Source organism: Extensimonas soli (genome assembly GCF_029211265.1).
Lineage (GTDB): Bacteria > Pseudomonadota > Gammaproteobacteria > Burkholderiales > Burkholderiaceae_C > Extensimonas > Extensimonas soli.
On sequence record NZ_JARGEL010000009.1, the window covers coordinates 21561 to 44877 of the forward strand.

A 23317-nucleotide genomic window follows, 5' to 3' on the forward strand; every position below is an offset into this window, starting at 1 on the left:
CCTATGAAACTCAGTTTTTTGGGCGCAGCCCGAGAAGTCACCGGATCGTGCTTTCTGGTCGAAGCGGCTAATGTCCGCTTCCTGGTCGATTGCGGCATGGTTCAAGGTGGGCGTATAGCAGCAGCACGCAACCACGAGCCGTTCGCGTTCGACCCGGCGTCCATTGACTTCGTCCTGCTGACCCACGCCCACATCGACCACAGCGGGCTATTGCCCAAACTCACGCGCGCCGGGTTCAAGGGGTCCATCTACGCCACGCCAGCGACGGTTGATCTGCTCGGGGTGATGCTGCCCGATAGCGCTCACATCCAGGAAAGCGATGCCAAGCGGGTTGCCAAGCGGCTCAAAGAAAAGACCGTGCCGCCACCCCTGTATACCCTACAGGATGCACACGAATGCCTGCAGCAAGTACGAGGTATCGAATACGACCGGGAGTTCGCACCCCGCGTCGGGGTGCGCGCCCGCTTTCGTGATGCCGGACACATCCTTGGTTCGGCCATCGTGGAAGTTTGGATTACCGAGTACGGTTACCCCACGAAGATCGTGTTCAGCGGCGATCTGGGTCAGCCGGGACGCCCCATCCTGCGCGACCCGACACCCATTGAGGAAGCCGACATCCTCGTCATCGAGTCCACCTACGGTGACCGCCGGCACAAGGATTTTTCGGCGACCGAAGCGGACATGATCGGCATCGTCGAGAAAACCCTGTTCGAGCGCGGCGGCAATGTCATCGTTCCGGCCTTTGCGGTCGGCCGAACCCAGGAGGTGCTCTACCACCTACATCGTCTCACCTGCGAAGGGCGTCTGCAGCGTCCAATGGTGTTTGTCGATTCGCCGATGGCCACCGAGGCCACACGCATCACGCGTGAACATCTCGAATTGTTCGACGAACAGGCGAAGCGGTTGGCCGGATGGCACGCGCGCGGCGAGAACCTCCCGTACCTGGATTTCACAGCGAGCGCTGAGGAGTCCATGGCGCTGAACCGGATTCGCTCCGGGGCCATCATTATTTCTGCCAGCGGCATGTGCGATGCGGGACGTATCCGGCACCACCTGCGCCACAACTTGCCACGCCGCGAATGCAGCATCTTGTTTCCCGGTTTCCAGGCGCAGGGGACGCTTGGCCGGCGCCTGATCGAGGGGGCCGAACGTGTACGCATCTTCGGTGAGGACATCCCGGTACATGCGGCGATCCACAGCGTGGACGGCCTCTCGGCGCATGCCGACCAGAAGGCGCTGCTGGATTGGGCCCGTGCTTTCATTCAAGCACCGGCGCAAACCTTCGTGGTGCATGGGGAATCGTCGGCCGCGCAAACCTTCGCTGACCTCTTGCAGCAGCAACTCGGCTGGCAGGTCACGGTGCCCGAGTATGGCCATGCGCTGCGCTGGCCGGACTTTCTGGCGCACGAGTGATGAAGCCCGCAGAAGATCTCGATGAACGCCTGCGCGCCATCCGCGAGTCGCCAACGTACCGGCTTGCGTACGAAGACATCGAGCTGCTTGGCCAGGACGAACTGCGGCCGCTGCGACTACAGCTCGAACTGCTCAAGCCCGAGCGCATCCTGCACGAGCAAGGCATTCGCTCGACGGTAGTGGTCTTCGGCAGCGCACGCGTGAGCGATGCCGAGACGGCAGAAGCCCGTCTTGGCGTTCTGGAGCGTCAGGCGCTCGTCACTCCGGAGGATGTCGGGCTGCGGCAAGAGCTTGCGCGGGCCAATCGCCGGGTCGAACAGGCACGTCACTACGAGCAAGCGAGGCGTTTCTCGGGCCTTATTTCGGCGCGTTTCCAGCAGCAAAACCGCCGTGATTTCGTCGTCGTCACCGGGGGTGGGCCCGGCATCATGGAGGCCGCCAACCGCGGTGCTTTCGAGGTCGGCGCACGTTCGATTGGCCTCAACATCACGCTGCCCCACGAACAGGCACCCAACCCCTACATGTGCCCGGATTTGGCGTTCCGATTCCACTATTTCGCCCTGCGCAAGATGCACTTCTTGTTGCACGCCAAGGGCTTGGTGGCCTTCCCCGGTGGCTATGGAACGCTTGATGAGCTGTTCGAGGTGCTCACCTTGATCCAGTCCGGAAAGATGCAGCGGATTCCGGTGGTGCTGGTCGGCCGTGCATTCTGGCGTCGCGTAGTTGATTTCGATCTTCTGCTCGACGAAGGCTATATCTCTCCATCCGATCTCGACTTGTTCACCTGCGTAGACGAAGCCGAGGAAATCGTTAGTGCCCTCGAACGCTTTTACGTCAACAGGGCAGCAGGCGATGGGGCGACATGATCGGCATCGACGGGTATTGCCGGAGCCTGCGCGGCACCAAGGTGCAGCAGTCGATGCAGTTCGCCACCTTGTTGATTGCCTGTGCATTGTTCAGCCCGATTTCTGCTTTCGGTTCCGACTTCTCGCTCTCTGCAGATCCTCCCTCCTGCTCGCCAGAGCACTCCCTGCGCTGGCGGGGTGGCACCCTGCGCCTGGAGAACGATCTATTCACCGGCTCCGACCGCAACTACACCAACGGTGTCGCGCTAACAGCAGTCTCACGTGATCTGCAAGGCGAGCTCCGTCCCGAGTGCCTGCCACAGCCGATTGGTTTGTACGCCCGCTTCATCGGCTGGGCTGATCCCGGGTTCTGGCGCGATTCCGGCGCCCAGACATCGTCGCAAAACCTCGTCGTGCGCTTTGGCCAGTCCATGTACACGCCCGAGAACAAGACGCGCACCGACGTGATTCCAGATGACCGACCGTACGCTGGTTTGCTCTACCTGGGTTTGGCGTGGAATCGCCGCATCCACCCACAAGCCGCCAGCTACGAAATGCTTGACGTGCGTGAGCTGACCCTGGGCGTGATCGGCCCCTGGTCGCTGGCCGAGCAATCTCAGGATCTGGTGCATCGGACACGCGGCATTGAGCGATTTCGCGGCTGGGACAACCAGTTGCGCAACGAGCCGGCGTTTCAGATGGCCATGGAGCGCAAGTTCAAGCCGTACACGGAGGGTGCGGTCCGCCCTGGATGGGGCAGCGACGTGATCGGCAGCTATGCCCTGCGGGTCGGAAACATCGAAACCGCCGCCAGTACCGGCGTGGAGTTTCGCGCGGGCTGGAACATACCGAACGACTTCGGCAGCTATCCGATCCGCCCTGGCGCAGAGAACCGCCCGCCCTCTGGTGTTGCCGATCTGCGCACGACAACGCCGCAGTCGGTCCTGGCGCCCAAACCTGGGGCACATGTCTTCCTGAATCTGGAGGGTAAAGCCGTCGCCTGGGACTTCTCACTCGACGGAAACATGTTCCGGCATAGCCATCACGTCAGCCGGCGGCCTTGGATCGCGCAAGCAGCTCTCGGCATCAGTAGCCAATGGATCGTTGCTGGACGTGGCGTACGGCTCGCCGTGATGCGCGTTTGGAGAACCCGCGAGTTCGACCAGCAGGCGGGCCATCACGCATTCGGATCGATCGCGCTGAGTCTGGAATTTTGAGGACACCTGCAACCAATCGTTAGACCCAAAGCATTCGTCACAACATCAATGGAGAAATTCGTGAACCAGCCCTTGAAACCCAGATCGTTTTTCACCGTCCCGCTGTCCGTGCTCTTGGCAACCTTCGCCACGGCACTCGGTGCGCAGTCCGTAGAGGCGGCAAAGCCAATGGCGCTTCGTACCATAATGGAAAGACTCGGTCGCGACATGCAAGCCGTCACGGGCGCGATCTCCAAAGAAGACTGGCCGCTGGTCGCCGAGCTAGCACCACGAATCGCCAAGCATGCCGAGCCGCCCATGTCGGAAAAGATGCGCATCCTTGCCTGGCTTGGGGCAGACGCTGGAAAGTTTCGGGGTCTTGATGGACAGGTCCATGACGCCGCGACCGCCATGGGCGAGGCTGCACAGCGGAATGACGGCCAAGCAGTCATCGCGGCTTTCTCCAAGACCCAGCAAAGCTGCCTAGCCTGCCACCAGAGTTACCGTCGCTCGTTCGTGGAAAAGTTCTATGGAAGCCGCTAGCAAGGGATGGCTACACCTGTTGACGGAAGACTAGCTTCTGTCCAATCAATATACCTCGACGCGTTTCAGGTTCCCAGGAAGCCACCCGTGCAGCGATCACGGGTTCCTGCTTCACCCGCGGCAGCACTCGTTGGATCTGACGTTCATGACTCCCGTATGCATGTGGGTCACCAGCACCAGCGGATAACGCAGCACCTCGTCCAGTGAGATACGTTTGTGCTTGAGCAGCGGATGCCATGCCGGCGCCGCGACCATGAGGGGGGGCGCTCCAAAGCGCCTTAGCCACGATGTCGTCACCCACTTCACCAGACTGGGCCCTAGGTCATACAGATCGCCATGCAGCCCCTTGATTTGCTGCGACAGTGACACCTCGAACAGGCGCAACTCGACGTCGGGCTCCTCCTGCCAGCTTAACGCCAGCAAGGTCGGCAAGCGCGACGGGGTGATGCCATCGGACAGCGTAATGCGTTGCTGACCGTGAAAGCCGCTGGCCGCTCCCCTCACGCTGTCGCGGGCTTGCTGCAAGGCAGTGAAGAGGCGCGGCACATGTTACAGGAATTGCTTGTCCGCCCGCGTCAACCGCTTGCTGCGACTGCTCCGGCCGCAGTGCTTCAGCAGCGCGGTTACAGGTGGCGATCTCGAATTCGCCGAACATGCCCATCGACAGTTCATCCGGCGCGATGCCCGCTGGCGCGAACTTCAGACGCTGCGCCGCCGCCCGTGTCGACAGACCAAATCGCTCGCCCTCGGGGAGTGACGTAAGACGCCGCGACTGTCTTCCTCGGGTCGCTGCGGCCACAGAAGATAGCCGAGGCGCGCTGGCGCGAGTGCTCTAGCTAGCCATCCGCCATGACCGCCGCCCGCGTTCAAGCAGCGTTGCAATAACTCCGGACACCATTGCCCGCGTGCTGTGAGCCGGCGACGGCAGCCGCTGCAAGACATGCCGGCCTCTTCTCCGCACGCATGCGGCTCCCTACGATCATAAGGACTGGTCACGTCACGAGGGACTGCGCATGAACTTACGTCATCTTCGCTGTTTCATTGCTGTAGCCGAGGAACTGCACTTCGGTCGAGCCGCTAGGCGGCTGCATATAGAACAATCTCCCCTATCACGCACGATCCGCAAGTTGGAGACAACTCTAGGCGTGACGTTGCTCAGTCGCACGCCGCGGGGCGCAACCCTGACTTGGGCAGGGCGAGTCTTCCTCGACGACGCCCGCCGCATCATGTTGAGCGTTGAGCAGGCAGTGGCCAGCGCGAAGGCTGCTGCCTCCGGTTCTCAGGGCATTTTGCGAATCGCGCTGTCGAGAGACATAGGACGGGCGAGGCTATCAGCACTGCTTGCACTGTGCCGCGAAGAGTCGCCGCAGGTAAACATCCGGCTCTCCGAAGTACCGCTGACCGAACTCGTGCAGGGGCTGAACGCAAATCTGTTCGACGCCGGCTTTGCAATGGTCAATGAAGTGGAGGACGGGATCATTGCTGAGCCGCTGTGGGCCGACCCCTTGGTAGTGATCCTGCCCGCACGGCACCCGCTTGTAGCCTTCAAGGAAGTGCCGTTGCAGGAAGTGGTGAGCTATCCGCTGGTACTTTGTGATCCACGGGCATGCCAAGGTTGCGGTCGGCAGAGCGAACGACTGTTCCGCTCTGTCGATGTCCAACCGATCGTGGCTGAGTATGCCGCTTCTCACGGGCTGATGCTGACGTTGGTGGCCGCAGGGTACGGGCTAAGTTTTTCCACTGCCGCGCACTTGGCAACTTGCCAGCCGGCGGATGTTGTTGTCCGCCCGTTGGCCGGTCAGAGCGCATCGATAACCACCTATCTGCTACGAACCGAGGGTGGCATGACGGAGCCGTTGCAGCGGTTCATCGAACGCGCCGAACGTGTATGTCATCAGGACGCAAGCACATCACGCGCGATCTGACGCAGATCTATCGAAAGGTGCGCGGCTAGTTTTCTCGGATTGCGCGATTCATCTTTGGTCTTGCGGCTGACCCGATCCGCATGGCTCATGCGCTGTACTGATTCCAGTTTCGACGCAATTGCTGCGCCCTTCCGTACTCCGGCACTCGCCTGCGGGCTCGCCGCCGCGGTCATTTCACTGACGCGGAACGCATGAGCTTTTGCTGGTTGCAAACCGGCTCATCCTGTTGACGTATTGGCACTTTACGCCGTTGGAATTCCTACGGAAAACTTTGGCCAGGTTTCGGGTAAAGCGCGGCACCCATGCTTGACTCCAGGGGAGCGCGACCACCAAGCCGCGTGCCGGTCCAAAGGCAAAGCGCCCGCATCATGGTTGAGGAGTTTCAAGCGTAGCAAGATGTAGTTCGCCCTTAGCCGGCCGTCAGCGCCGATGCAACGCTTCCTTCCACGATCCCGGCCGGTCCTGCGCTTCATCCGGATTTCTGGGCAATCGCCTCGCCCACTTGGGCGGTGCGCGTCTGCCAGAGTTCGATCCGACGATGGGACGCACGCGACATGGAGAAATCGAGTTGCCTTGCCTTTGGCGCCAGGATCTACTACCGCCCGATCGAGGCGGCCGTCCGTTGGGCGGGACTGTTGCGCTTTGAGCCGCGGATTCTGGAAACGCTCGGGCCACGTGCCATGCCTGAGCCGAACGACTTTCCGCGCTGGCCCTTGCTGCGCCTTTTCTCCGAGCGCATCTTCGACGCATTGGCACACGATGAGCTTTCTTACGGCAAGGCAGGCATGGCGCAGGAACCTCAGCGCCCCGCACTCGACGATCCTGCGTTGATCGTGCGCCACGTCGACCTGAAGGCGTGGATGTCGCATTACTACCCCGGTGAGCGGCCTCCATTCCTGTTCGACGGCATCGAGCGCGAACTGCATCCTTCGGTGAGCGTCGCCATGCTGAACGTGTTGCTGGCCGATCGCGAGGCCGCCAAGCTGCAGCTTGCCGAACTCGCACAACTACATGCGGCGCTGAAGGCACAGCACGAAGCGTTGGCGAAGGAGCATGCCAGTAGCATTCGTGAGGGCGATGCGAGTGAACCGGGCCTGCGCAGCGAATCGACTTACCTGAACATCATTGGCGGCCTGCTGACATTGCTGTTGGGCAAGTCCCCCGCGGGCTCTGCCTACTCGTCCTTCCGCAACATGGATGCGGTGATCAGTGCGCTACTGGCCCACCATGAAGGGCGGCCCGGCATCAGCGAGCGAACGCTGTGGAGCAAGCTGGCACAGGCGCGTCGCCACCTGGAGGCATCGCGCTGAGCCTGTAACAGCAGACTGCAATTGCAGTTGCGTGTTCTGCAGTTGCAGTGAATCTCGCAGCAGCAGCATATGGAATGCGAGGCACTTTCTGAACAACGCCATCGAGCGTCAAGGAGTGCCTCTCATGTCTTCGCAGACCATCGCGCCGGCCTTGCCGCCCGAGCACCGCATCCTGCGCCGCGCCGAGGTCGAAGCCAAGACCGGCTTCAAGCGCGCGCACATCTACAGCCTCATGAAGGAAGGCAAGTTCCCCAAGGCGCTGCGCCTGGGCGTGCGCGCGGTGGGCTGGGACTCGGTGGAGATCGAACAGTGGATCGCCGATCGCCTCAAAGAACGCGCCTGACGCTTCTTCTCGGTTCATGCCATTCGACGAGGAGAAGCCCATGCAGGTGGTGTCCATCATTTCGACCAAGGGCGGCGTGGGCAAGACCACGACGGCGGCCAACCTGGGCGGCTTCATCGCCGATGCCGGGCTGCGCGTGCTGCTGCTGGACCTGGACGTGCAGCCCACGCTGTCGAGCTACTTCACGCTGGACGTTCGCGCGCCCGGCGGCATCTACCAGATGCTGGCCTTCAACGAGCGGCGCATCGAGCAACTGGTGTCGCGCACCGTGATCGCGGGCCTGGACCTGGTGCTCTCCAACGACGACCGCGGCGAACTGAACACGCTGCTGCTGCACGCTCCGGATGGGCGCCTGCGACTGCGCCATCTGCTTCCCGTCTTCCGCACGCACTACGACTTGCTGCTGATCGACACCCAGGGCGCGCGCAGCGTGCTGCTGGAGATGGCGGTGCTGGCGTCCGACCTGGCGCTGTCGCCGGTGACGCCGGAAATCCTCGCGGCGCGCGAGCTGCGGCGCGGCACGCTGCAACTGATCGAGGACATCGCGCCGTATCGGCACCTGGGCATCGAGCCGCCGCCGCTGCGTCTGCTCATCAACCGTGTGCATCCTGTGTCGTCGAATGCGCGGCTGGTCCAGCAGGCGCTGCGACAGGTGTTTCAGGAACAGGCCGGCGTGCAGGTGCTGGGCACCGACGTACCGGCCATCGAAGCCTATCCGCGCGCTGCGACACGAGGATTGCCGGTGCACCGGGTGGAGTACCGGCAGCCGGCTGGGCGCACGGCGCCCGCGGCGTTGGAGACCATGCGCACGCTGGCCGGCGAGCTGTTCCCCGTGTGGCGGGAGCGCTTCGCGCTGGTCACCGGTCGGGCCGATGCGGGAGGGGCCGGCCATGGCGAGCGCGCATGAACTGGCGCGCGGCCGCGAACGGCTGCGCGCGCTGATCGAGTTCGCGCTGGGCGAAGGCTGGCGCGTGGTTCGCACGTCCGGCGGGCACCTGAAATTCACGAAGCAAGGCTGCGCGTCGATCTACACCAGCTCGACGGCGAGCGACCACCGTGCCGACCGCAATGCCCGCGCACAGCTTCGCCGCGCCGACCGGCAAGCGCAGGAGAATGGCCGTGGCTGAGCTGACGCCGCAGGACATGGCTGCCAAGCTGCTGGCCACCGGCTTCGAGCGCAGCGGCCCTTCGGCCGCGACCTTGAGCGACCCCATCGCCGACACGCCGATGGTGGTGACGCTGGACCAGTTGCGGCCCTACGACCACGACCCACGCGTGACGCGCAACCCGGCCTATGCGGAGATCAAGGCGTCCATCCGCGAACGTGGGCTGGACGCGCCCCCCGCGATCACGCGCAGGCCGGGCGAGGCGCACTACATCATTCGCAACGGTGGCAACACGCGGCTGGCGATCCTGCGCGAGTTGTGGAGCGAGACCAAGGAGGAACGCTTCTTCCGGATTGCGTGCCTGTTCCGCCCGTGGCCGGCGCGCGGCGAAATCGTGGCGCTGACCGGGCATCTGGCCGAGAACGAGCTGCGCGGCGGCCTGACCTTCATCGAGCGGGCCTTGGGCATCGAGAAGGCGCGCGAGTTCTACGAGCAGGAAAGCGGCCAGGCGCTGTCGCAAAGCGAACTCGCGCGGCGACTGACGGCCGACGGCTATCCGGTGCCGCAGTCACACATCAGCCGCATGAACGATGCGGTGCGCTATCTGCTGCCGGCGATCCCGACGCTGTTGTACGGCGGATTGGGCCGGCATCAGGTGGACCGGCTCGCAGTGCTGCGCAAGGCGTGCGAGCGCACCTGGGAGCGGCGTGCGCTGGGCCGGCCGCTGACCGTGGACTTCGCTTCGCTGTTTCAGGATGTGCTGTCGCAGTTCGACACGCAGCCGGAGGGCTTCTCGCCCCAGCGCGTGCAGGACGAACTGGTGGGTCAGATGGCCGAGCTGCTGGAAGCGGATTACGACACGCTGGCATTGGAGGTCGATGACAGCGAAAGCCGTCAGCGAGTATTGACCAGCGAGCCGGCCGCGCCGAACCCGGCAACGCCTGTCGCACCTGCGGCGCCAGCCATCACGCCGCAACTGTCGCCCGCGGCGCCAACGCCACGGGACACCTCGCCCGTCGCGCCACCGGCAGAGACACCCTCGGCACCACCTGCCGCTGCACCAAACGCCCGGGAAGGGCAGCGCGACGAGCGCCTGCAGGGGCACATCGTGACGCCGGCCCCAACCACCGAGCGCCTGCAGTCCATCCAGAGGATGGTCGCGGATCAGCTCGGCGACAAGCTACCCGACTTCGAGGCCGACGCGCTGCGTGCGATCCCGGTGCAGGTTGGCGGGCTCTTTCCCATCTCGGATGTCTGGTACATCGAGCCGGGCCTGGACGTGCCGGATCGCCTGCGCGTGCATATCGCGCAGTTCGCTCGCGAGATCGCGGGGGAAGCGGCGGTGGGCGACCACATCGAAGCCAGCGATGGCGGCATCGGCTTCGTCTGCGTGACGCCGGCCGTGGGCCAGGCGAAGGCGCTCCCGGCGTTCGCGCGTGCGATGCTGACCCTGCTGCACGCGCTGAGCACCGCGCCGGCACCCGCGACCGGGCTGGACAGCGCGCGGCTGGCCGATGACCTTGGGCCGCTGCTGCATGGTCACGGCGGCTTGGTCACGCGCCTGAGCGATGCCGGGCTGGTAAAGCTGTTCCGTCTGCTGCGCCTGGCGCGCCGGCTGCTGGATCTGGAAGCCGGCGTAGCGAGCCAGGATTTCTGAGCGCAGGAGGCTCCCGTATGTCGGCACCGCACCCGCTCAACCAGGCCGTGATCGCCCAGGCCCTGCATGACCTGCGCAACGGCCAGTTGCGCCGCTGCAAGGCCATGGGCTTCGGTGAGGAGGAGCTGGATGCGCTGAAGCACCCAGAACTCGTGAGCATGCTGGTGAATGCCACGGTGTCGTGGTGTTCGGTGTCGGTGAACCGGGAAGTGTTGAAGCGGCTGCTGAGCCAGGTGCACGACGTGGAGCGGGAGATCGCCACGGTGGACCGCATGCTGCGCCTGGGGGCGAGCACGGAGATGGTCAGCAAGTTCTACGGCCTCACGCATCAGGAAGTGGCGCTGCGCCGCGACATCCTCGGGCTGCCCAAGCGTAAGGGTCGGCATCCGGTGCTCGACGAGGCGCAGGACGTGGCCCTGTGGGAACGCTGGAAGGCCGGCATCACGGAGCGGCACATCGCACTGAACGACGACATGGCGATGCTGGCGCTGACCATGGACCTGGCCGAGGCCATGACCCTGCCCATGTCGGTGATCTGGTCGGCGATACGGAACTGGGTCGACCAGGGGCTGGTGTAGGTCATGACGACGGGCGACGCTCCACGGCGTGATGGCCCGGTTGCGCTGTCGGCGTTGTTCGACGAGTCGCTGCGGCACCTTGAGCCGAAGGAACCGGCGCAGGGCACGGCGCCGAGCCAGGACGGCTTTCTCTACAGCGGCAACCGGCACGAGAGCGTGCCGCGCGCGTTGTTCCTCGACCGGCGCCTGACGCCGCTGGAGCGCAATGCCTGGCAGGTGTTCCGCCTGCAGCTCAACGACGACGGCGTGACCGCCTTTCCCACCTACGACCAGCTCCGCCCATATCTGGCGTCCATGCCCTGTGCGGCGCAAGCCTCGCACGAGACCGTGGCGCGCGCCTTGACGCTGCTGCGGCTGACGCGCTGGCTCAGCCTGGTGCGGCGGCGGCGCGATCCCAAGACCGGCCGTATCCAAGGCAACCTCTACGTGCTGCACGACGAACCGCTGTCACCCTTCGAGGCGATGCAGCTCGACCCGGACTACCTGGGCCTGGTGAGCCAGGCGCTCACGCACGCGGCGAAGGCGGTGCAGGTCGTGGGCATGAACACGCTGCGGGAGATCGCCGAAGACCCGCTGCTCAGCGGGCGCACGCTGCCGACCCGTCTGCAAGTGCTGGCGCAGCGCATGGCGCGGCATGGCTGGACGACGCCAGGTTATCCACAGGAGGGTGCGGACCACGAATCCGAAGAAGGCCAGGAAGCCCTTCTTCGGAATGCTGCGCGCCCGTCTTCGGAATCCGAAGCAGGACCGAAACCCGCGCCGGACGGCTCTCTTCGGATTCCGAAGGAGGACCGTACAGTACGTAATGATCGTATAAATGAAGTACGTACAGTACCGCGCGCGAGGGCCTTGCAGAACCTGCGGCTGCCCGAGCGTTTCCTGCGCTTGAAGGGCGAGCAGCAGGCCGGCGCGCTGGTGGCGCTGCAGCAGGTGGACGAGGCGCAGAGGCAGGCCGTTCTCGACGAGTGGGCGGCACGCTGCCACAACAGCGCGGTACGCAACCCGGCCGGCTACCTGTTTGGCATCATCCAGAAGGCGATCCGCGGGGAGTTCAAGGCCTGGGTCGGAGAAAGTGCATCGGCGGCGCCAGCGTCCCCGCCATCGTCACCACCGGCATCCCGTGCGGCTGACCCCGAGGTGGCACGTGCCTACCTGGCACAGCTCCGAGAAGCCTTGCGTGATCGCTGATGTTGACTATCCCCAGGGGATAGCTGGAACAGACACCTTTCCGCCGCGCTCAATTGTCGCCCGCCGAACGACAGGCGAAACTGTCGCCTGTGGATCAGACGAGGACAGCCACGCACGAGCCCCGCCGATGATGGACATGACGACTTCCCCCGTCACAAACGTACTGCAACCACTGCAGCGAGACGTTCAGCGCTTGCTGGGCAGATGCCTGTTGCGCCTTCAACAATACGAGCGCCTCATGAAAGCCATCGTGGCCCACCACGAGATTTCAGGCCCGGCGCATTCGCTGGAGGCCATTCGCGCAGCGCGGATTGAAGATGCCGCGACCAAGACCCTGGGCACGTTGGTCGGACAACTGTTTGGTTCGTATGTCGTCACCGATGGAAATGGCGGCGAGGAACGCGACGACGCTCTTCCCGGCGACGTGATTTCCTTTCGCACGCGCGTGCAACTGAGCCTGTCTGCGCAGGACTACGCCAACACCCAAGCCGACCTCAAAGACCTGGTATCGCTGCGCAACACCCTGGTGCACCACTTCATCGATCAGCACGATCTATGGACCGTGGACGGGTGCCGCGTTGCACAGGACGAACTCGGTTCCGCCTACACGCGCATCGATCAACACTTCGAGCAGCTGCGCGGCTGGGCCGAGCACATGGATCAGGCGCGGCGCCTGGCAGCGGAGTTCGTCCAGTCGGATGTGTTCCACGACCTGGTGGTCAATGGCATCGCGCCGGACGGCACGGTGGACTGGCCGGCCGCCGGCATCGTCCGCGCGCTGCGCGAGGCCGCCGCGCAGTTGGCCGTCGAGGGCTGGACACCCATCGCCGCTGCTGGCCGCTGGATCGCGGGCCGGCATCCAGAGCAGCTTCCAGCCAAGTACGGCTGCAGCAGTTGGCGTCAGGTGGTGCACGAGTGCCGCCTGTTCGAGCTTCGCTACCGTGAGGTGGAGGGTCAACGGGCCGCCTGGTACAGACCTCGCGAGGCATAACCCCGCGACGCGGTCTCACCTCCGAGCGAGCCGCGAACGACTCCGCCGAGCTATCCCCAGGGGATAGCCGGCACACACAGCCTTCCGTGCGGAACAAACCGGGCGCGCATGGGCTGCGGTTTGTTGACTGACGGCCTTCCGGTCGATGCCGATGCTGGCGACTCGCCCCTTCACCGCGAGTCGCTCTCATGGCCAACGAACGCACAGAACCCCTGCAACTGAATCTCGGATCGCTGCGCAGCGCGATGTCGCTGACGCTGCACACACACCACGCATCGCGCATCTGGCACGGCCGCGCGCCGACCGAGGGGCGCCCAGGCATCATCGGTCTCAACGGCTTCATCGGCGCCATGAACAAGATGAAGCGCGGCGCCGAGCAGGACGACCCGTACTCGGACTGGTGGATGCTGCGGATCGAGGACAAGCTCGCCGACACCAAGACCCGTCTGCAGACCCTGCGCGACCAGGTGGATCAGGCCTTGGCCGACGTGCCAGCGGCGCTGTCCCTGGGCGAGAACATGAACGTGCAGCCGGTGAAGCTGCCGCTGTTCGTGAACGCCCAGCTCGGCTTCATGGCGGTGTATCTGCTGGCCGACTACGACGACCTGGCACGCAAACTCATCCTGGCGCACCATACGGCGCTGATCGACCGCAGCACCTTGGAGCGCTGGCTCAATGATGGTGCGCACGCGCTGCGCAGCCTGTTCTCGCTGGCCCAGCAGTACCGCTACTCGGGCACGACGCGCGACGACTTCGCGGCGAAGAACGCGGCGGCGCGAGCGGCGCTGGAGAAGTTCGGCGAGCTGCCGCAAGACGTGCTGGAAGGCACGCGCCGCTCGCGTTTCGCGCCACCGATCGCGCGGCGGACGACCAAGCCCGGCACGCCGCCTGCAGCGCCCGCCATCGAGCCCGATGCGCCGGCTCACACGGATGGCACAGCCGATGGTGCGGCGGGCGATGAGGCTGCGGGCGCATGACAGCATCGATCCCCATCAGCCACTCCACGCGCTTCGTGGCGCTGGAACAGGCGGACTTCCAGCGGCTGGAACACGCAGGCTACCTAAAAGGCCTTTTACAGCCTTTTAAGGGTAAGAGGAGTCTGGAGACCTGGGCCAGCCAGTGCGCAGCGCTGCGCGACGACGTGATTGGCCTGGCGCAGCGGCGCGTGCTGCCCCAGGCGCGCGCCTACCCCTTCAGCCTGCTCCACGTGCAACTGGCCCAGCAGGCCACTGGCGCAGGGACGACCTTCCTGCGCTGGCGCAACCTCGACCGTTCCTCCATGGGCGTGGCGTTGTGGGAGGCCCTGCTGGCCAACCCCGCGACGCCGGCCTCGCTGATCGACGAGCTGTACGCGATCGAACTGCAGCGCATCGTGCTGAACATGCAGATCAGCCTGACCCACAGCATCGCTCGCCAAGCCCTGGAATGCGCCAACAAGGCCGCGCAGGCCGAAGCGGCTTACCTGCGGCGCGTCCACGGGCATACCGCGTCCGTTCCACCCACCACCAAGGAGTCACCATGAGCACGCACTTCGTCGGCGAGGGCAACATCGGTTCTGCGCCGGACTACCGCGAATTTCCGAACGGCAACGACGAGCCGCGCCGGCTGCTGCGCCTGAACGTCTACTTCGACAACCCGATCCCGAAGAAGGACGGCGAGTACGAAGATCGCGGCGGCTTCTGGGCGCCCGTGGAGCTGTGGCACCGCGACGCCGAGCACTGGAAGACGCTGTACCAGAAAGGCATGCGGGTGCTGGTCGAGGGCCGCACTATGCGCGACGAATGGGAGGACGCCGACGAGAACGAGCGCGTGACGTTCAAGGTCGAGGCGCGGCGCGTGGGCATCCTGCCGTACCGCATCGAGTCGGTGGCGCTCAGCGCCAAGCCCGCCGGCAGACAGTAATTCGCCCATCGCCGTTCCCCCGAGGGCGGCTGTAGCAACCGTCATACGCCCGCGATGCACCAGCGAGCTATCCCCAGGGGATAGCTCCAAGGTCGTCCACGGAGTTCCAGCCGCCCTCCAGAAACGACGCTCTTGCTGTGCCAACTCCTGCGGTCTATGCGCACCGCTGCGGCAACGGACCGCCTGCCGATCACAAAGCGGTGTCTGCATCAATCGGCTTCCTTGCTGCCGGCATCTCCTGGCCCCGCCAAGCTGACGCCCATCCGATGAACCGCACATTTCCAAGGAGGCTTCATGCGCGTGTTCCTGTGCGAGAAGCCGTCCCAGGGCAAGGACATCGCCCGTGTGCTAGGCGCCGGCCAACGCGGCAACGGCTGCTACAGCGGCGCGGGTGTCGTCGTGACCTGGTGCATCGGTCATCTGGTGGAGGCGGTTCCGCCCGAAGGCTACGGCGAGCAATACAAGCGCTGGGCCGTCGAGCAACTGCCCATTCTTCCTGAGCGTTGGCGTGTCGAGCCCAAGGCGGCGACCGCAGCGCAATTCAAGGTCGTGCAGCAGCTCGTCGCCAAGGCGGGCGAGCTGGTGATTGCGACCGATGCCGACCGCGAGGGCGAGATGATCGCCCGCGAGATCATCGACCTATGCGGCTACCACGGGCCGATTCAGCGCCTGTGGCTGTCGGCGCTCAACGATGCGTCGATCCGCAAGGCACTGGGTGCACTCAAGCCGTCCGCCGAGACGCTGCCGATGTACTTCTCCGCACTCGCCCGATCGCGCGCCGACTGGCTGATCGGGATGAACCTGAGCCGCTTGTTCACGCTTCTAGGTCGCCAGGCCGGCTACACCGGCGTGCTGTCGGTGGGGCGCGTGCAGACGCCGACGCTGAAGCTGGTCGTCGATCGTGATCGCGAGATCGCGCGATTCGTCTCCATGCCGTATTGGGCCGTGGATGTGCTGCTATCCCATGCCGGCCAATCCTTCACCGCGAGCTGGATACCGCCCGAAGGCAGCACGGATGCAGCGGGTCGCTGCCTTCAGCAGCCGGTGGCCCAGCAGGCTGCGGATCGCATTCGCGCGGCACGCGATGCGCAGGTCGTGTCGGTGGACACCGAGCGCGTGCGCGAGGCACCGCCGCTGCCGTTCGACCTGGGCACGCTGCAGGAGGTGTGCTCCAAGCAGTTGGGCCTCGACGTGCAGGAGACGCTGGACATTGCCCAGGCGCTGTACGAGACGCACAAGGCGACAACGTATCCGCGCTCGGATTCGGGCTACCTGCCCGAGAGCATGCTGGCTGAGGTGCCGACCGTACTCGACAGCCTGGTCAAGACCGACCCCAGCTTGCGGCCGCTGATCGAGCGCCTGGATCGCCAACAGCGTTCGCGTGCATGGAACGACGGCAAGGTGTCGGCTCACCACGGCATCATCCCGACGCTGGAGCCCGCCAACCTATCGGCCATGAACGAGAAGGAACTGGCCGTCTACCGGCTGATCCGCGCTCATTACCTCGCGCAGTTCCTCCCGCACCATGAGTTCGACCGGACGGTGGCGCAGTTCTCGTGCGGCAGTCAGTCGCTGGCGGCCGTGGGCAAGCAGATCTCCGTCACCGGCTGGCGCGAGGTGCTGGCGACGCCGCGGCCGGACGATGCCGATGGCGAGGATGCGCAGCGCAGCCAGGTGCTGCCCGCCCTGCATGCGGGCCTGTCCTGCCCGGTCGGAAAGGTGGATCTCAAGGCGCTGAAGACGCTGCCGCCCAAACCCTACACGCAGGGCGAGCTGATCAAGGCCATGAAGACCGTCGCCAAGTTCGTGACCGACCCGCGCCTGAAACAGAAGCTGCGAGATACCACCGGCATCGGCACCGAGGCGACACGCGCCAACATCATCAACGGTCTGATCGGTCGCGGCTACCTGGTCAAGAAAGGCCGCGCCGTCCGCGCTTCCGACGCGGCATTCACGCTCATCGACGCGGTGCCCTCGGCCATCGCCGACCCCGGCACCACGGCGGTGTGGGAGCAGGCGCTCGACATGATCGAGGCCGGCCAGATGGCGCTGGACACCTTCATCGAGAAGCAGTCCGTGTGGGTCGGCCAGCTCGTGCAGCAGTACCGCGGCGCAACGCTCTCGCTCAAGCTGCCGCCGGCGCCGGCCTGCCCGCAGTGCGGCGCACCGATGCAGCAGCGCACGGGCAAGAGCGGCGCGTTCTGGTCCTGCTCGCGCTACCCGGACTGCAAGGGCACGTTGCCGATCGAGTCCCCGACGGGCCGGCGCAGCGCACCGCGCAAGCGGCGCGCTGCCTCCAAGGCGTCCTGATCCTCGCTTCCCCCTGCCGCGCCGGCCACTTCACTAGCGGCGAGGCAAACGTCCCGCACCGCGCGGGACTCCAAAGCGCGCGTCTCCTTCTGCAACGGTGTGCGCGCCCCGTCTGCCCGCCATCGGGCGACGGGGCGAGAAGGTCATTGCTCCACGAATCGCGCCCGCCGCCATTCCCTTGATCGGTGTGCCTTGCCTCGGTCATGAGGGGCTTCCTGACGCCTTGCCGCCGCGCGAGCCGTGAGGAGGCCCCTTGGGCCGAGGGTATTCCGTGCCGGTGCCCGCCGGCGGAACAACGGGCTCCCTTTGTGTGTGGATGCACGCCAGAGGTTTCCGGCCCCAGCCACGAAACGGGCCGGGTGCGATTGCTGACGCAGCGAACGGCTTTGACGACGGCCCGCGCTGACGCAGCCCACAGGTGGTTTTCCTTCCTCTCCAGCCGAAGGCCCGCGTGGCCTTCGGCGCCCTGGTCCCTGCCTTGTCCCGTGACGCGGGCCTGCCCTAAAGCGGGCCGTCCACGATTCGGTTTTCCCTGCGACGGCAGCCATGCTTCGCGCCCATCCTCACGCCATGCGTTGCTGACAGTCGTCAGCGGCATGCCCTGGCAGTCTCGGTCTTCAATACTGCAACGCGGTTCGCCGCGTCGACCGATCCAGTCCGCTTCGCATCGCCCACCGCGGACGCTCGCCGGCCTGGCGACGATGCACTTTTCTCAACCACCCGAGGGGAACTCCATCCTCTACGGGATGCGTACTCCCCGACCCACCAAGGAGCACGGCATGTCTGAACCTTCCGCATCTTCCTCTGCAACCGCAGTACGCAGTGGTGCGCTGGCGCTGGCCTGGACCGGCAAGCGTCTGCCGCTACAGGTGCTGCGCAGCGCGGCCGGCCACTACATCGGCACGCAAGACGACGAAGGCCCGGTATCGCGGGAGTCCGTCGAGTATTTCCCGACCCACCTCGCAGCACAGCGCGCCCTGGATACCCATGCCTGGACACAGCGCGCTCACCCCTGATTCCCACCCTTCAAGGAGTTCTCTCATGAATCTGTCTTTACCCGAAGACGTGCTCGATCAGATGGCGCTGGAACAGGCGCACTTCGACGCTGCACCGCAGGCCTTCTTCGAGGCCTGGAAGCGCGGCGCGCAGATCGCCGGCCACGAGTGGTTCGGCGACGGCACACGCGAAGGTCTGCAGCGTGCCACCACCAAGTGGGACCTGCGGCCCAACATGCTGATGCTCAACGACGCCCTGGGCGTGCTGAGCAGCGGTCAACGCATGTTCCTGTCCGCGATGGTGAGCTTCTACAACTCCCGCGAGGGCGGCGCGATGCTCAAGCGTTGCGGCTTCGAGGGGCTGTCCGACTTCGGCGGCCTCGATCTGGAACGGCGCCAGGTCATCGCTGACCTCACGCTGCACTACAACGGCTGGTGAGCCGCGCCTGGCAACCCACCGACTTTTCATCCCACCCCACGAGGGACATGCGTCCCCGTTCGGGGCCATGTCCCTCCTTCCTTTCGCAGGAGCGGCCATGTCCCGAATCACCATCTTCCACTGACCTGCACCGCCCGGCGCCAGGGCGGCCCGACGCCGCGGCCGGCTGACCGGTTGCCACTTCATCCACTCGCTGGGGTTCAATCCCCGGCAGGGGATTGCCTCGGCCATCCTCTGCTGGAGGAATCCCATGTCTCATTCCAAAAACCCCTTCGTCCGCGGCTACGATGGCCTGTCCGTGCAGCGGCTGCTGGCGATTTCCTACGACGACGACTGCCCGCTGAGCTATCTGCCGCTGCACGTCTCGCAGTCGCATCTGCCGGACAACCAGGTCGAGCGCCATGCCTGCGTCTTCTGCGACGACTTCGCGCTGATCACCGAGGGCCAGAACGTGCCGCCCGAGCTGGACGCGCAGTGCCCCAGCCACGGTATCGCCCGAAACCTCGTCTACGCCGTCATGGCCGAAGAAGCCGGCCAGCCGCTGCACGTCGGCGATACCTTCTCCGAGGAAGCCGCGCGCGAGGTGGTACGCCGCCTGCGCTTCGAGACTGGGTTCTACAGCCGTGCCTGGGAAATCAGTTCGGCGCACATCACCGTGGAGGCCGGTCGCTATCTGGCCAACCTGGCCGACATCGCCACGCCGAGCGGTTTTCTGTTCGTGGCCTTCCGCATTCCCTACAGCCCGGCGGTCGGCGTGAAGCTGATCGCCACGCCCTGGACGGACGAGAACCTGCAACGGGTCGAAGGCATCACCGCCGAGCGGTTGCAGCGAGAGCATCGCCGGAAAGGCATGCCGGAGTCCCTCGTGGAGGTGCTCCACCTGGCCGCGCTCGCCGACGTGCGCCTGCTGATCTTCGATGCCGACGCGCCCGTGCTGGACGGGCTGACGCTCTACGACGACGAGTAACCCGCAACCCATTCGAGCCCCTACGTCGGGGCTCTTCTTTTTCGCGGAACGCGGTGCCGGCGCATTGCCGATTCCCGGCGGACGGCCGCCGCCATGTGCCGCACGCTGGCCGCATGTTCGCTGGCGTTGCCGGCAGCATGCCCAGGCAGTCGAGACCTTCAAGACTGCGGCGCGGTTCGCCGTGCTGGTTGTTTCGTTCTCCGGGCGCACCCGCGTCCATCCACCTCACCCTCAAGGGACCGACCTCCCTTGCGGGCGGGAGTCCCTTGGTTGCCACAAGGAGTCTCCCCATGGATACCCAAGCCATCCGTGCACAGATGCCGACGCTCGTCGTCGGTCATGTGCCTTCCAACGTCCGTTCGTTCAAGTTCAACATCTTCGACGGCCAGCCCAAGGTTTCGACGCTGGGCTTTCACATCGACCCGAAGCCTTTCGAGGGCAAGGTCATCGCCACCACCGACGAGGCCATCATAGTCAAGACGGCACGGGCCGAGTTCGCGGTGCTTGATCGCACGCTCGTGACCGAGGTGCCCGACGAGGGCGCCAAGGTGCAGGTCGAACCCTATGTCAGACGCCGCTTCGACGGTCAGCGGGCGGACACGCCCGAGGAGCAGACCGAGTTCACCGCCGACGGCCAGCCCTACACGGTGAAGCGGTTGGTGCTCGGGTCCGCACCGGCGAAGCTGCCGATTCCCGAGCCCCGCTGCCCCGAGTTGCGGGAACTGATCGACCAACTGGAGCAGTTGCCCGCTCCCGACGGTTTCCGGCGTATCACCCACATGCTGGTGGATGCCGGTGCGCGGGACATCACCTGGGTCGATCCGCTGCCCACCGACATCATCCGCACGCCACCGGCCATCGGCTTCACCGTCGACACGACGAAGTTCCAGGGTCGCGTCACCGTGCTGTATGAGCGTGGCCTCGACCTCTACGCGGTGGAGCTGCGCCGCGACGGCGAGCTGGTCGAACGGGTCGATGAGGTGTTCTTCGACACCCTCGGCGAGACGCTGGAACGGCTGATCGACGACGGGAGCTGGAGGCGCATCCGCGTGCAGTACCTGTCGGGTCGCAAGGCTGTCCGGCACTGACCTCCCAGCAGCTTCCCGCCTTCGCGGCGGGAAGCCTCTCTTCCTGCCTCCCTGGAGTCACACCCATGACTGTTCGATTCAAAGGCACGGAGCTGCGGCCCGTGCTCGCCGAAGCGGTTGCGAATCAGTGCCGCGTCGTCCTGGCCAAGGATCACGGCGTGCACTTCCTGGCCGAGCGCGGCGAGCGTCGACCCGATGGTCGCCAGAAGACCATCGCCTATGCCGCCGGCTGCAACCCGGATGTCGGTGCCTTCGACGACTGGTGGGAACTGGCGCGTGCCGAGTTCGGCGGCGACGACTTCGGCGAGTTCTTCGATCCGCAGGAGGGCGTGTTTGCGCGCATCCTGCGCAGCGAGGACGACCTCGACGTGTCCGCCACCGCGACACACCTGTCGCTGCAGGCGGTTCCTCCCACGCCCAGCGGTAACTGACCGCCCATCCCTGGCCCCCGCTCCGGGGGCCTCTTTCTTCCCGGCAATGCGGACAGCCGTGAGTGCCGATTGCCGCTCGCCTGCGCGCCGTCCTGGCGCCACGCTTCCGGCCATGTTCCGCTGACGTCCGTCAGCGACATGCCCAGGCGGTCACGATCTTCAAGGCTGCGACGCGGTTCCGACCGCGTTGATCACTCCAGTTCGCACCGGCATCCATGCGCGAACGGCCATCGGTTCTCGATGGCGATGCCTCCAAGCTGTTCCATCAACCCACGCGGGGGTTCCACACCTTCCCCGCCTTGGGTCGGGTGTGTCTCCGCCTCATTTTTCCCCAGGAGATTCACCATGACCACTTCCACCGAAAAATCCTACTTCGATCTGCACATCACCGGCCTCGGGTATCTCAATCGCATCCGCGAAGTGAAGCCCAAGAAAGGCGATGCGTTCCTGGCCTGCGACATCGCGGCTCTGAACGGTCCCAGCGACGACGTCTCGTATGTGCGTTTCGACACGCGCGTATCGGGTTCGGAAGCGCAGCACCTGGTGCGCCGCTGCATTCAGGCGGTCGACGCCGAGAAGAAGGTGATGATCGGCTTCCGCTTGGGCGACCTGTGGACCGACACCTTCACCTACTCCAAGGGCAAGCGTGCCGGCGAGCAGGGTGTGAGCCTCAAGGCCCGCCTGCTGTTCGTCAGTTGGATCAAGGTCGACGGCAAGCTCGTCTACAAGGCCGAACCCAAGCCGACCGAGACCGACGAGCGCGACCCGGAAGTCCCTGTGACGTCCGACGCGCCCGCCGCGCAGCAAGCCTCGGCACCGGAGCCTTCCAGGCCCGTCGCCGATGCTGCCGACGACGCTGCCGATGCCCCCGCATTGGCCGTTGCCGAGTCGTTCTGATCCGCAAGGCCCCATCCCCGGGGCCTTGTCTTCTCTTCGTCCGCAGGAGACCTTCATGATCACCATCCCCGGCCAACTGGCCATCAAGACCATCCACGGCAGGAACGGCGACTTCAACGTCGGCCGCCTGGCGACCTCGATCGGCGAGTTCGTCGTGAAGAACGCCGAACTCGATCAGTACCGCGAGGGCAAGTACGACGGTGATTTCGTCATCGTCGAGATTCGCCCCTCCACGTACAACGCCAACGGCCGCATGGTCATCGAGATCCGCGCCCATCTGGGCGGGATGACCCTGTCCAACATCGACGCCCTGAGCCGCGACGAAGCCCGCCGGCTGAGTCCGCAGGAAGTCGATCCGATCGACGAGGAAGCGCAGGCGCCCGCGCCGGCAACGCCCCCGGCCAAGCCGAAGGCGAAGCCGCGTAGTCCGCGCGATCCCCTGGTCGATACCACGCCGTTCGGCAGCGAACCGGCTCCCGCGTCCGCTGCGGCCTCGGCCGAGGCAGACGACGCGGCGCTCTTCGCTTCCTTGTGGCCCCTGGGCGAGACCGTGAAGCTCGACGCGACCGTGGATCGTCGTGTGCTGCGTCAGCAGCGCGACCGTCTCGACAAGCTGGGCTACGAGTTCGCTCCGTTGTCCCAGGACTGGCACCTCAAAGCTGCCTGATCCATCCGCCGCATTGCGCGGCATACCGCCACCCGCCGGGGTTCTCCCCCGACGGGGAGGGCTCCGGCCTTTTCTTCAAGGAGACCCTCATGGGCTGGACCTTCGTTCGTCAGACGCGCGATCAGTTGATCCGCGAGCTGCTCGCTCCGCAGGCGTCCGAACGCGCTTGCTGCGAAGTCATCGACCACACGCTCGACGGCGACGTTCTGTGGACCGTGGTTCGCGTCACCGCTAGGCAGGCGGGCGTCATGGGCCTCGCGGCCGGTGAGTCCGTCTGCTACATCGGCTGCCATCTGCTGGAAAGCTCGGGCGGCGATTGGGGCTACAAGTCCCTCGACGAGTCCGTGCATCCGTACTACTACTCGTGCCCGCTGCGCTATCTCGACATGGCGCCGGTGCAAAGCCCCGAGTGGCGCGAGCGGGTTCACCGCTTTCACGCGGGGCGCGCTGTCTAGCGGCACGCATCTTCCTTCACCCAACCGGGGCGAGCATGGCCCCGCGGGCTTTGGTTGCTCCTTCATTTCCA

28 protein-coding genes are annotated in these 23317 nt (G+C 65.3%); 26 read left to right on the top strand and 2 right to left on the bottom strand.

Features of this window, described 5'->3' with window-relative positions; translation table 11 throughout:
- Positions 1–3 precede the first annotated feature (3 nt).
- Genes PYV55_RS02410 through PYV55_RS02425 form a run of 4 tightly spaced genes read left to right on the top strand, consistent with a single transcriptional unit; the run spans position 4 to position 3997 of the window.
- Positions 4–1413 carry an MBL fold metallo-hydrolase RNA specificity domain-containing protein gene (locus tag PYV55_RS02410; RefSeq protein ID WP_151609301.1) on the top strand — a complete coding sequence of 470 codons (1410 nt, stop codon included), beginning with the start codon at positions 4–6 and terminating at the stop codon, positions 1411–1413.
- The gene (locus PYV55_RS02415) at positions 1413–2279 is read left to right on the top strand and encodes an LOG family protein (RefSeq protein ID WP_151609302.1); all 867 of its coding nucleotides are present in this window, start codon (positions 1413–1415) and stop codon (positions 2277–2279) included. Before PYV55_RS02410 ends, PYV55_RS02415 begins: the two co-directional genes overlap by 1 nt.
- A complete protein-coding gene (locus tag PYV55_RS02420) occupies positions 2276–3475 on the top strand; it encodes a lipid A deacylase LpxR family protein (protein ID WP_151609303.1) in 1200 nt (399 codons plus the stop codon). The genes PYV55_RS02415 and PYV55_RS02420 overlap by 4 nt, the downstream gene beginning before the upstream one ends.
- Positions 3476–3523: 48 nt before the next feature.
- Entirely contained in the window at positions 3524–3997 is a 474-nt protein-coding gene (locus tag PYV55_RS02425) for a cytochrome c (protein WP_004255128.1), read from the top strand.
- A 111-nt stretch (positions 3998–4108) separates the two neighbouring features.
- Here the strand turns inward: PYV55_RS02425 and PYV55_RS02430 are convergent, their stop codons facing one another.
- Positions 4109–4522 carry a LysR substrate-binding domain-containing protein gene (locus tag PYV55_RS02430; protein ID WP_275848944.1) on the bottom strand — a complete coding sequence of 138 codons (414 nt, stop codon included), beginning with the start codon at positions 4520–4522 and terminating at the stop codon, positions 4109–4111.
- Positions 4523–4559: 37 nt separating this feature from the next.
- Here PYV55_RS02430 and PYV55_RS02435 point away from each other — a divergent pair, with 37 nt between their 5' ends.
- On the top strand, positions 4560–4754 hold the full coding sequence (locus tag PYV55_RS02435; RefSeq protein ID WP_275848946.1) for a hypothetical protein: 195 nt from the start codon (positions 4560–4562) through the stop codon (positions 4752–4754).
- Positions 4755–5010: 256 nt separating this feature from the next.
- A complete protein-coding gene (locus PYV55_RS02440; RefSeq protein WP_013721842.1) occupies positions 5011–5922 on the top strand; it encodes a LysR family transcriptional regulator in 912 nt (303 codons plus the stop codon).
- Here PYV55_RS02440 and PYV55_RS02445 read toward each other — a convergent pair.
- Positions 5892–6134 carry a hypothetical protein gene (locus PYV55_RS02445; protein WP_134586898.1) on the bottom strand — a complete coding sequence of 81 codons (243 nt, stop codon included), beginning with the start codon at positions 6132–6134 and terminating at the stop codon, positions 5892–5894. The two genes, PYV55_RS02440 and PYV55_RS02445, sit on opposite strands and share 31 nt — an antisense overlap.
- Positions 6135–6476: 342 nt before the next feature.
- Between PYV55_RS02445 and PYV55_RS02450 the strand changes: the two genes are divergently transcribed.
- From PYV55_RS02450 to PYV55_RS02545, 20 genes are all read left to right on the top strand, one after another.
- Positions 6477–7232, top strand: coding sequence for a hypothetical protein (locus tag PYV55_RS02450; RefSeq protein WP_010792182.1), 756 nt, complete (start codon positions 6477–6479; stop codon positions 7230–7232).
- Positions 7233–7356: 124 nt separating this feature from the next.
- Complete coding sequence (locus PYV55_RS02455) at positions 7357–7575, top strand: AlpA family transcriptional regulator (RefSeq protein ID WP_004255100.1); 219 nt, start codon at positions 7357–7359, stop codon at positions 7573–7575.
- A 40-nt stretch (positions 7576–7615) separates the two neighbouring features.
- Positions 7616–8482 carry a ParA family protein gene (locus tag PYV55_RS02460; RefSeq protein WP_013721843.1) on the top strand — a complete coding sequence of 289 codons (867 nt, stop codon included), beginning with the start codon at positions 7616–7618 and terminating at the stop codon, positions 8480–8482.
- Complete coding sequence (locus tag PYV55_RS02465) at positions 8466–8702, top strand: hypothetical protein (RefSeq protein ID WP_012584779.1); 237 nt, start codon at positions 8466–8468, stop codon at positions 8700–8702. The genes PYV55_RS02460 and PYV55_RS02465 overlap by 17 nt, the downstream gene beginning before the upstream one ends.
- A complete protein-coding gene (locus tag PYV55_RS02470; protein WP_345803584.1) occupies positions 8695–10338 on the top strand; it encodes a ParB family protein in 1644 nt (547 codons plus the stop codon). Before PYV55_RS02465 ends, PYV55_RS02470 begins: the two co-directional genes overlap by 8 nt.
- Before the next feature lie 17 nt (positions 10339–10355).
- Positions 10356–10916, top strand: coding sequence for a DUF2857 domain-containing protein (locus tag PYV55_RS02475; protein ID WP_010792177.1), 561 nt, complete (start codon positions 10356–10358; stop codon positions 10914–10916).
- Positions 10917–10919: 3 nt separating this feature from the next.
- A complete protein-coding gene (locus PYV55_RS02480; protein ID WP_275848957.1) occupies positions 10920–12104 on the top strand; it encodes an STY4528 family pathogenicity island replication protein in 1185 nt (394 codons plus the stop codon).
- Between the two features lie 238 nt (positions 12105–12342).
- Positions 12343–13095, top strand: coding sequence for an OST-HTH/LOTUS domain-containing protein (locus PYV55_RS02485; protein ID WP_275848959.1), 753 nt, complete (start codon positions 12343–12345; stop codon positions 13093–13095).
- A 188-nt stretch (positions 13096–13283) separates the two neighbouring features.
- Entirely contained in the window at positions 13284–14072 is a 789-nt protein-coding gene (locus PYV55_RS02490; protein ID WP_004255078.1) for a PFL_4669 family integrating conjugative element protein, read from the top strand.
- The gene (locus PYV55_RS02495; protein ID WP_004255075.1) at positions 14069–14617 is read left to right on the top strand and encodes a DUF3158 family protein; all 549 of its coding nucleotides are present in this window, start codon (positions 14069–14071) and stop codon (positions 14615–14617) included. The genes PYV55_RS02490 and PYV55_RS02495 overlap by 4 nt, the downstream gene beginning before the upstream one ends.
- Positions 14614–14997: a single-stranded DNA-binding protein gene (locus tag PYV55_RS02500; RefSeq protein WP_004255072.1), complete on the top strand. Its 384-nt coding sequence runs from the start codon at positions 14614–14616 to the stop codon at positions 14995–14997. The genes PYV55_RS02495 and PYV55_RS02500 overlap by 4 nt, the downstream gene beginning before the upstream one ends.
- Positions 14998–15291: 294 nt before the next feature.
- On the top strand, positions 15292–17307 hold the full coding sequence (locus PYV55_RS02505) for a DNA topoisomerase III (protein WP_023125205.1): 2016 nt from the start codon (positions 15292–15294) through the stop codon (positions 17305–17307).
- A gap of 779 nt (positions 17308–18086) precedes the next feature.
- The gene (locus PYV55_RS02510; RefSeq protein ID WP_010792170.1) at positions 18087–18323 is read left to right on the top strand and encodes a hypothetical protein; all 237 of its coding nucleotides are present in this window, start codon (positions 18087–18089) and stop codon (positions 18321–18323) included.
- A 25-nt stretch (positions 18324–18348) separates the two neighbouring features.
- Positions 18349–18741, top strand: a complete 393-nt coding sequence (locus tag PYV55_RS02515) for a hypothetical protein (RefSeq protein ID WP_003141051.1) — start codon at positions 18349–18351, stop codon at positions 18739–18741.
- A 250-nt stretch (positions 18742–18991) separates the two neighbouring features.
- A complete protein-coding gene (locus PYV55_RS02520) occupies positions 18992–19708 on the top strand; it encodes a DUF5983 family protein (protein ID WP_275848965.1) in 717 nt (238 codons plus the stop codon).
- A gap of 290 nt (positions 19709–19998) precedes the next feature.
- The gene (locus tag PYV55_RS02525; RefSeq protein WP_275848967.1) at positions 19999–20796 is read left to right on the top strand and encodes a GTPase; all 798 of its coding nucleotides are present in this window, start codon (positions 19999–20001) and stop codon (positions 20794–20796) included.
- A 65-nt stretch (positions 20797–20861) separates the two neighbouring features.
- Positions 20862–21227, top strand: a complete 366-nt coding sequence (locus PYV55_RS02530) for a DUF3085 domain-containing protein (protein ID WP_009401122.1) — start codon at positions 20862–20864, stop codon at positions 21225–21227.
- Positions 21228–21572: 345 nt separating this feature from the next.
- A complete protein-coding gene (locus PYV55_RS02535; protein ID WP_010792166.1) occupies positions 21573–22124 on the top strand; it encodes an STY4534 family ICE replication protein in 552 nt (183 codons plus the stop codon).
- Between the two features lie 55 nt (positions 22125–22179).
- Positions 22180–22791: a DUF3275 family protein gene (locus tag PYV55_RS02540; protein WP_023125201.1), complete on the top strand. Its 612-nt coding sequence runs from the start codon at positions 22180–22182 to the stop codon at positions 22789–22791.
- Between the two features lie 89 nt (positions 22792–22880).
- Complete coding sequence (locus tag PYV55_RS02545) at positions 22881–23246, top strand: hypothetical protein (protein ID WP_009461172.1); 366 nt, start codon at positions 22881–22883, stop codon at positions 23244–23246.
- Positions 23247–23317: the final 71 nt, after the last annotated feature.

What these genes read in the sequence shown, in the direction of transcription:
- PYV55_RS02545 (WP_009461172.1), top strand. Translation starts at nt 22,881, where the DNA reads ATGGGCTGGACCTTCGTTCGTCAGACGCGCGATCAGTTGATCCGCGAG.
- PYV55_RS02495 (WP_004255075.1), top strand. Translation starts at nt 14,069, where the DNA reads ATGACAGCATCGATCCCCATCAGCCACTCCACGCGCTTCGTGGCGCTG.
- PYV55_RS02540 (WP_023125201.1), top strand. Translation starts at nt 22,180, where the DNA reads ATGATCACCATCCCCGGCCAACTGGCCATCAAGACCATCCACGGCAGG.
- PYV55_RS02500 (WP_004255072.1), top strand. Translation starts at nt 14,614, where the DNA reads ATGAGCACGCACTTCGTCGGCGAGGGCAACATCGGTTCTGCGCCGGAC.
- PYV55_RS02410 (WP_151609301.1), top strand. Translation starts at nt 4, where the DNA reads ATGAAACTCAGTTTTTTGGGCGCAGCCCGAGAAGTCACCGGATCGTGC.
- PYV55_RS02465 (WP_012584779.1), top strand. Translation starts at nt 8,466, where the DNA reads ATGGCGAGCGCGCATGAACTGGCGCGCGGCCGCGAACGGCTGCGCGCG.
- PYV55_RS02455 (WP_004255100.1), top strand. Translation starts at nt 7,357, where the DNA reads ATGTCTTCGCAGACCATCGCGCCGGCCTTGCCGCCCGAGCACCGCATC.
- PYV55_RS02415 (WP_151609302.1), top strand. Translation starts at nt 1,413, where the DNA reads ATGAAGCCCGCAGAAGATCTCGATGAACGCCTGCGCGCCATCCGCGAG.
- PYV55_RS02475 (WP_010792177.1), top strand. Translation starts at nt 10,356, where the DNA reads ATGTCGGCACCGCACCCGCTCAACCAGGCCGTGATCGCCCAGGCCCTG.
- PYV55_RS02480 (WP_275848957.1), top strand. Translation starts at nt 10,920, where the DNA reads ATGACGACGGGCGACGCTCCACGGCGTGATGGCCCGGTTGCGCTGTCG.
- PYV55_RS02440 (WP_013721842.1), top strand. Translation starts at nt 5,011, where the DNA reads ATGAACTTACGTCATCTTCGCTGTTTCATTGCTGTAGCCGAGGAACTG.
- PYV55_RS02460 (WP_013721843.1), top strand. Translation starts at nt 7,616, where the DNA reads ATGCAGGTGGTGTCCATCATTTCGACCAAGGGCGGCGTGGGCAAGACC.
- PYV55_RS02525 (WP_275848967.1), top strand. Translation starts at nt 19,999, where the DNA reads ATGGATACCCAAGCCATCCGTGCACAGATGCCGACGCTCGTCGTCGGT.
- PYV55_RS02485 (WP_275848959.1), top strand. Translation starts at nt 12,343, where the DNA reads ATGAAAGCCATCGTGGCCCACCACGAGATTTCAGGCCCGGCGCATTCG.
- PYV55_RS02510 (WP_010792170.1), top strand. Translation starts at nt 18,087, where the DNA reads ATGTCTGAACCTTCCGCATCTTCCTCTGCAACCGCAGTACGCAGTGGT.
- PYV55_RS02535 (WP_010792166.1), top strand. Translation starts at nt 21,573, where the DNA reads ATGACCACTTCCACCGAAAAATCCTACTTCGATCTGCACATCACCGGC.
- PYV55_RS02520 (WP_275848965.1), top strand. Translation starts at nt 18,992, where the DNA reads ATGTCTCATTCCAAAAACCCCTTCGTCCGCGGCTACGATGGCCTGTCC.
- PYV55_RS02420 (WP_151609303.1), top strand. Translation starts at nt 2,276, where the DNA reads ATGATCGGCATCGACGGGTATTGCCGGAGCCTGCGCGGCACCAAGGTG.
- PYV55_RS02515 (WP_003141051.1), top strand. Translation starts at nt 18,349, where the DNA reads ATGAATCTGTCTTTACCCGAAGACGTGCTCGATCAGATGGCGCTGGAA.
- PYV55_RS02425 (WP_004255128.1), top strand. Translation starts at nt 3,524, where the DNA reads ATGGAGAAATTCGTGAACCAGCCCTTGAAACCCAGATCGTTTTTCACC.
- PYV55_RS02490 (WP_004255078.1), top strand. Translation starts at nt 13,284, where the DNA reads ATGGCCAACGAACGCACAGAACCCCTGCAACTGAATCTCGGATCGCTG.
- PYV55_RS02450 (WP_010792182.1), top strand. Translation starts at nt 6,477, where the DNA reads ATGGAGAAATCGAGTTGCCTTGCCTTTGGCGCCAGGATCTACTACCGC.
- PYV55_RS02530 (WP_009401122.1), top strand. Translation starts at nt 20,862, where the DNA reads ATGACTGTTCGATTCAAAGGCACGGAGCTGCGGCCCGTGCTCGCCGAA.
- PYV55_RS02505 (WP_023125205.1), top strand. Translation starts at nt 15,292, where the DNA reads ATGCGCGTGTTCCTGTGCGAGAAGCCGTCCCAGGGCAAGGACATCGCC.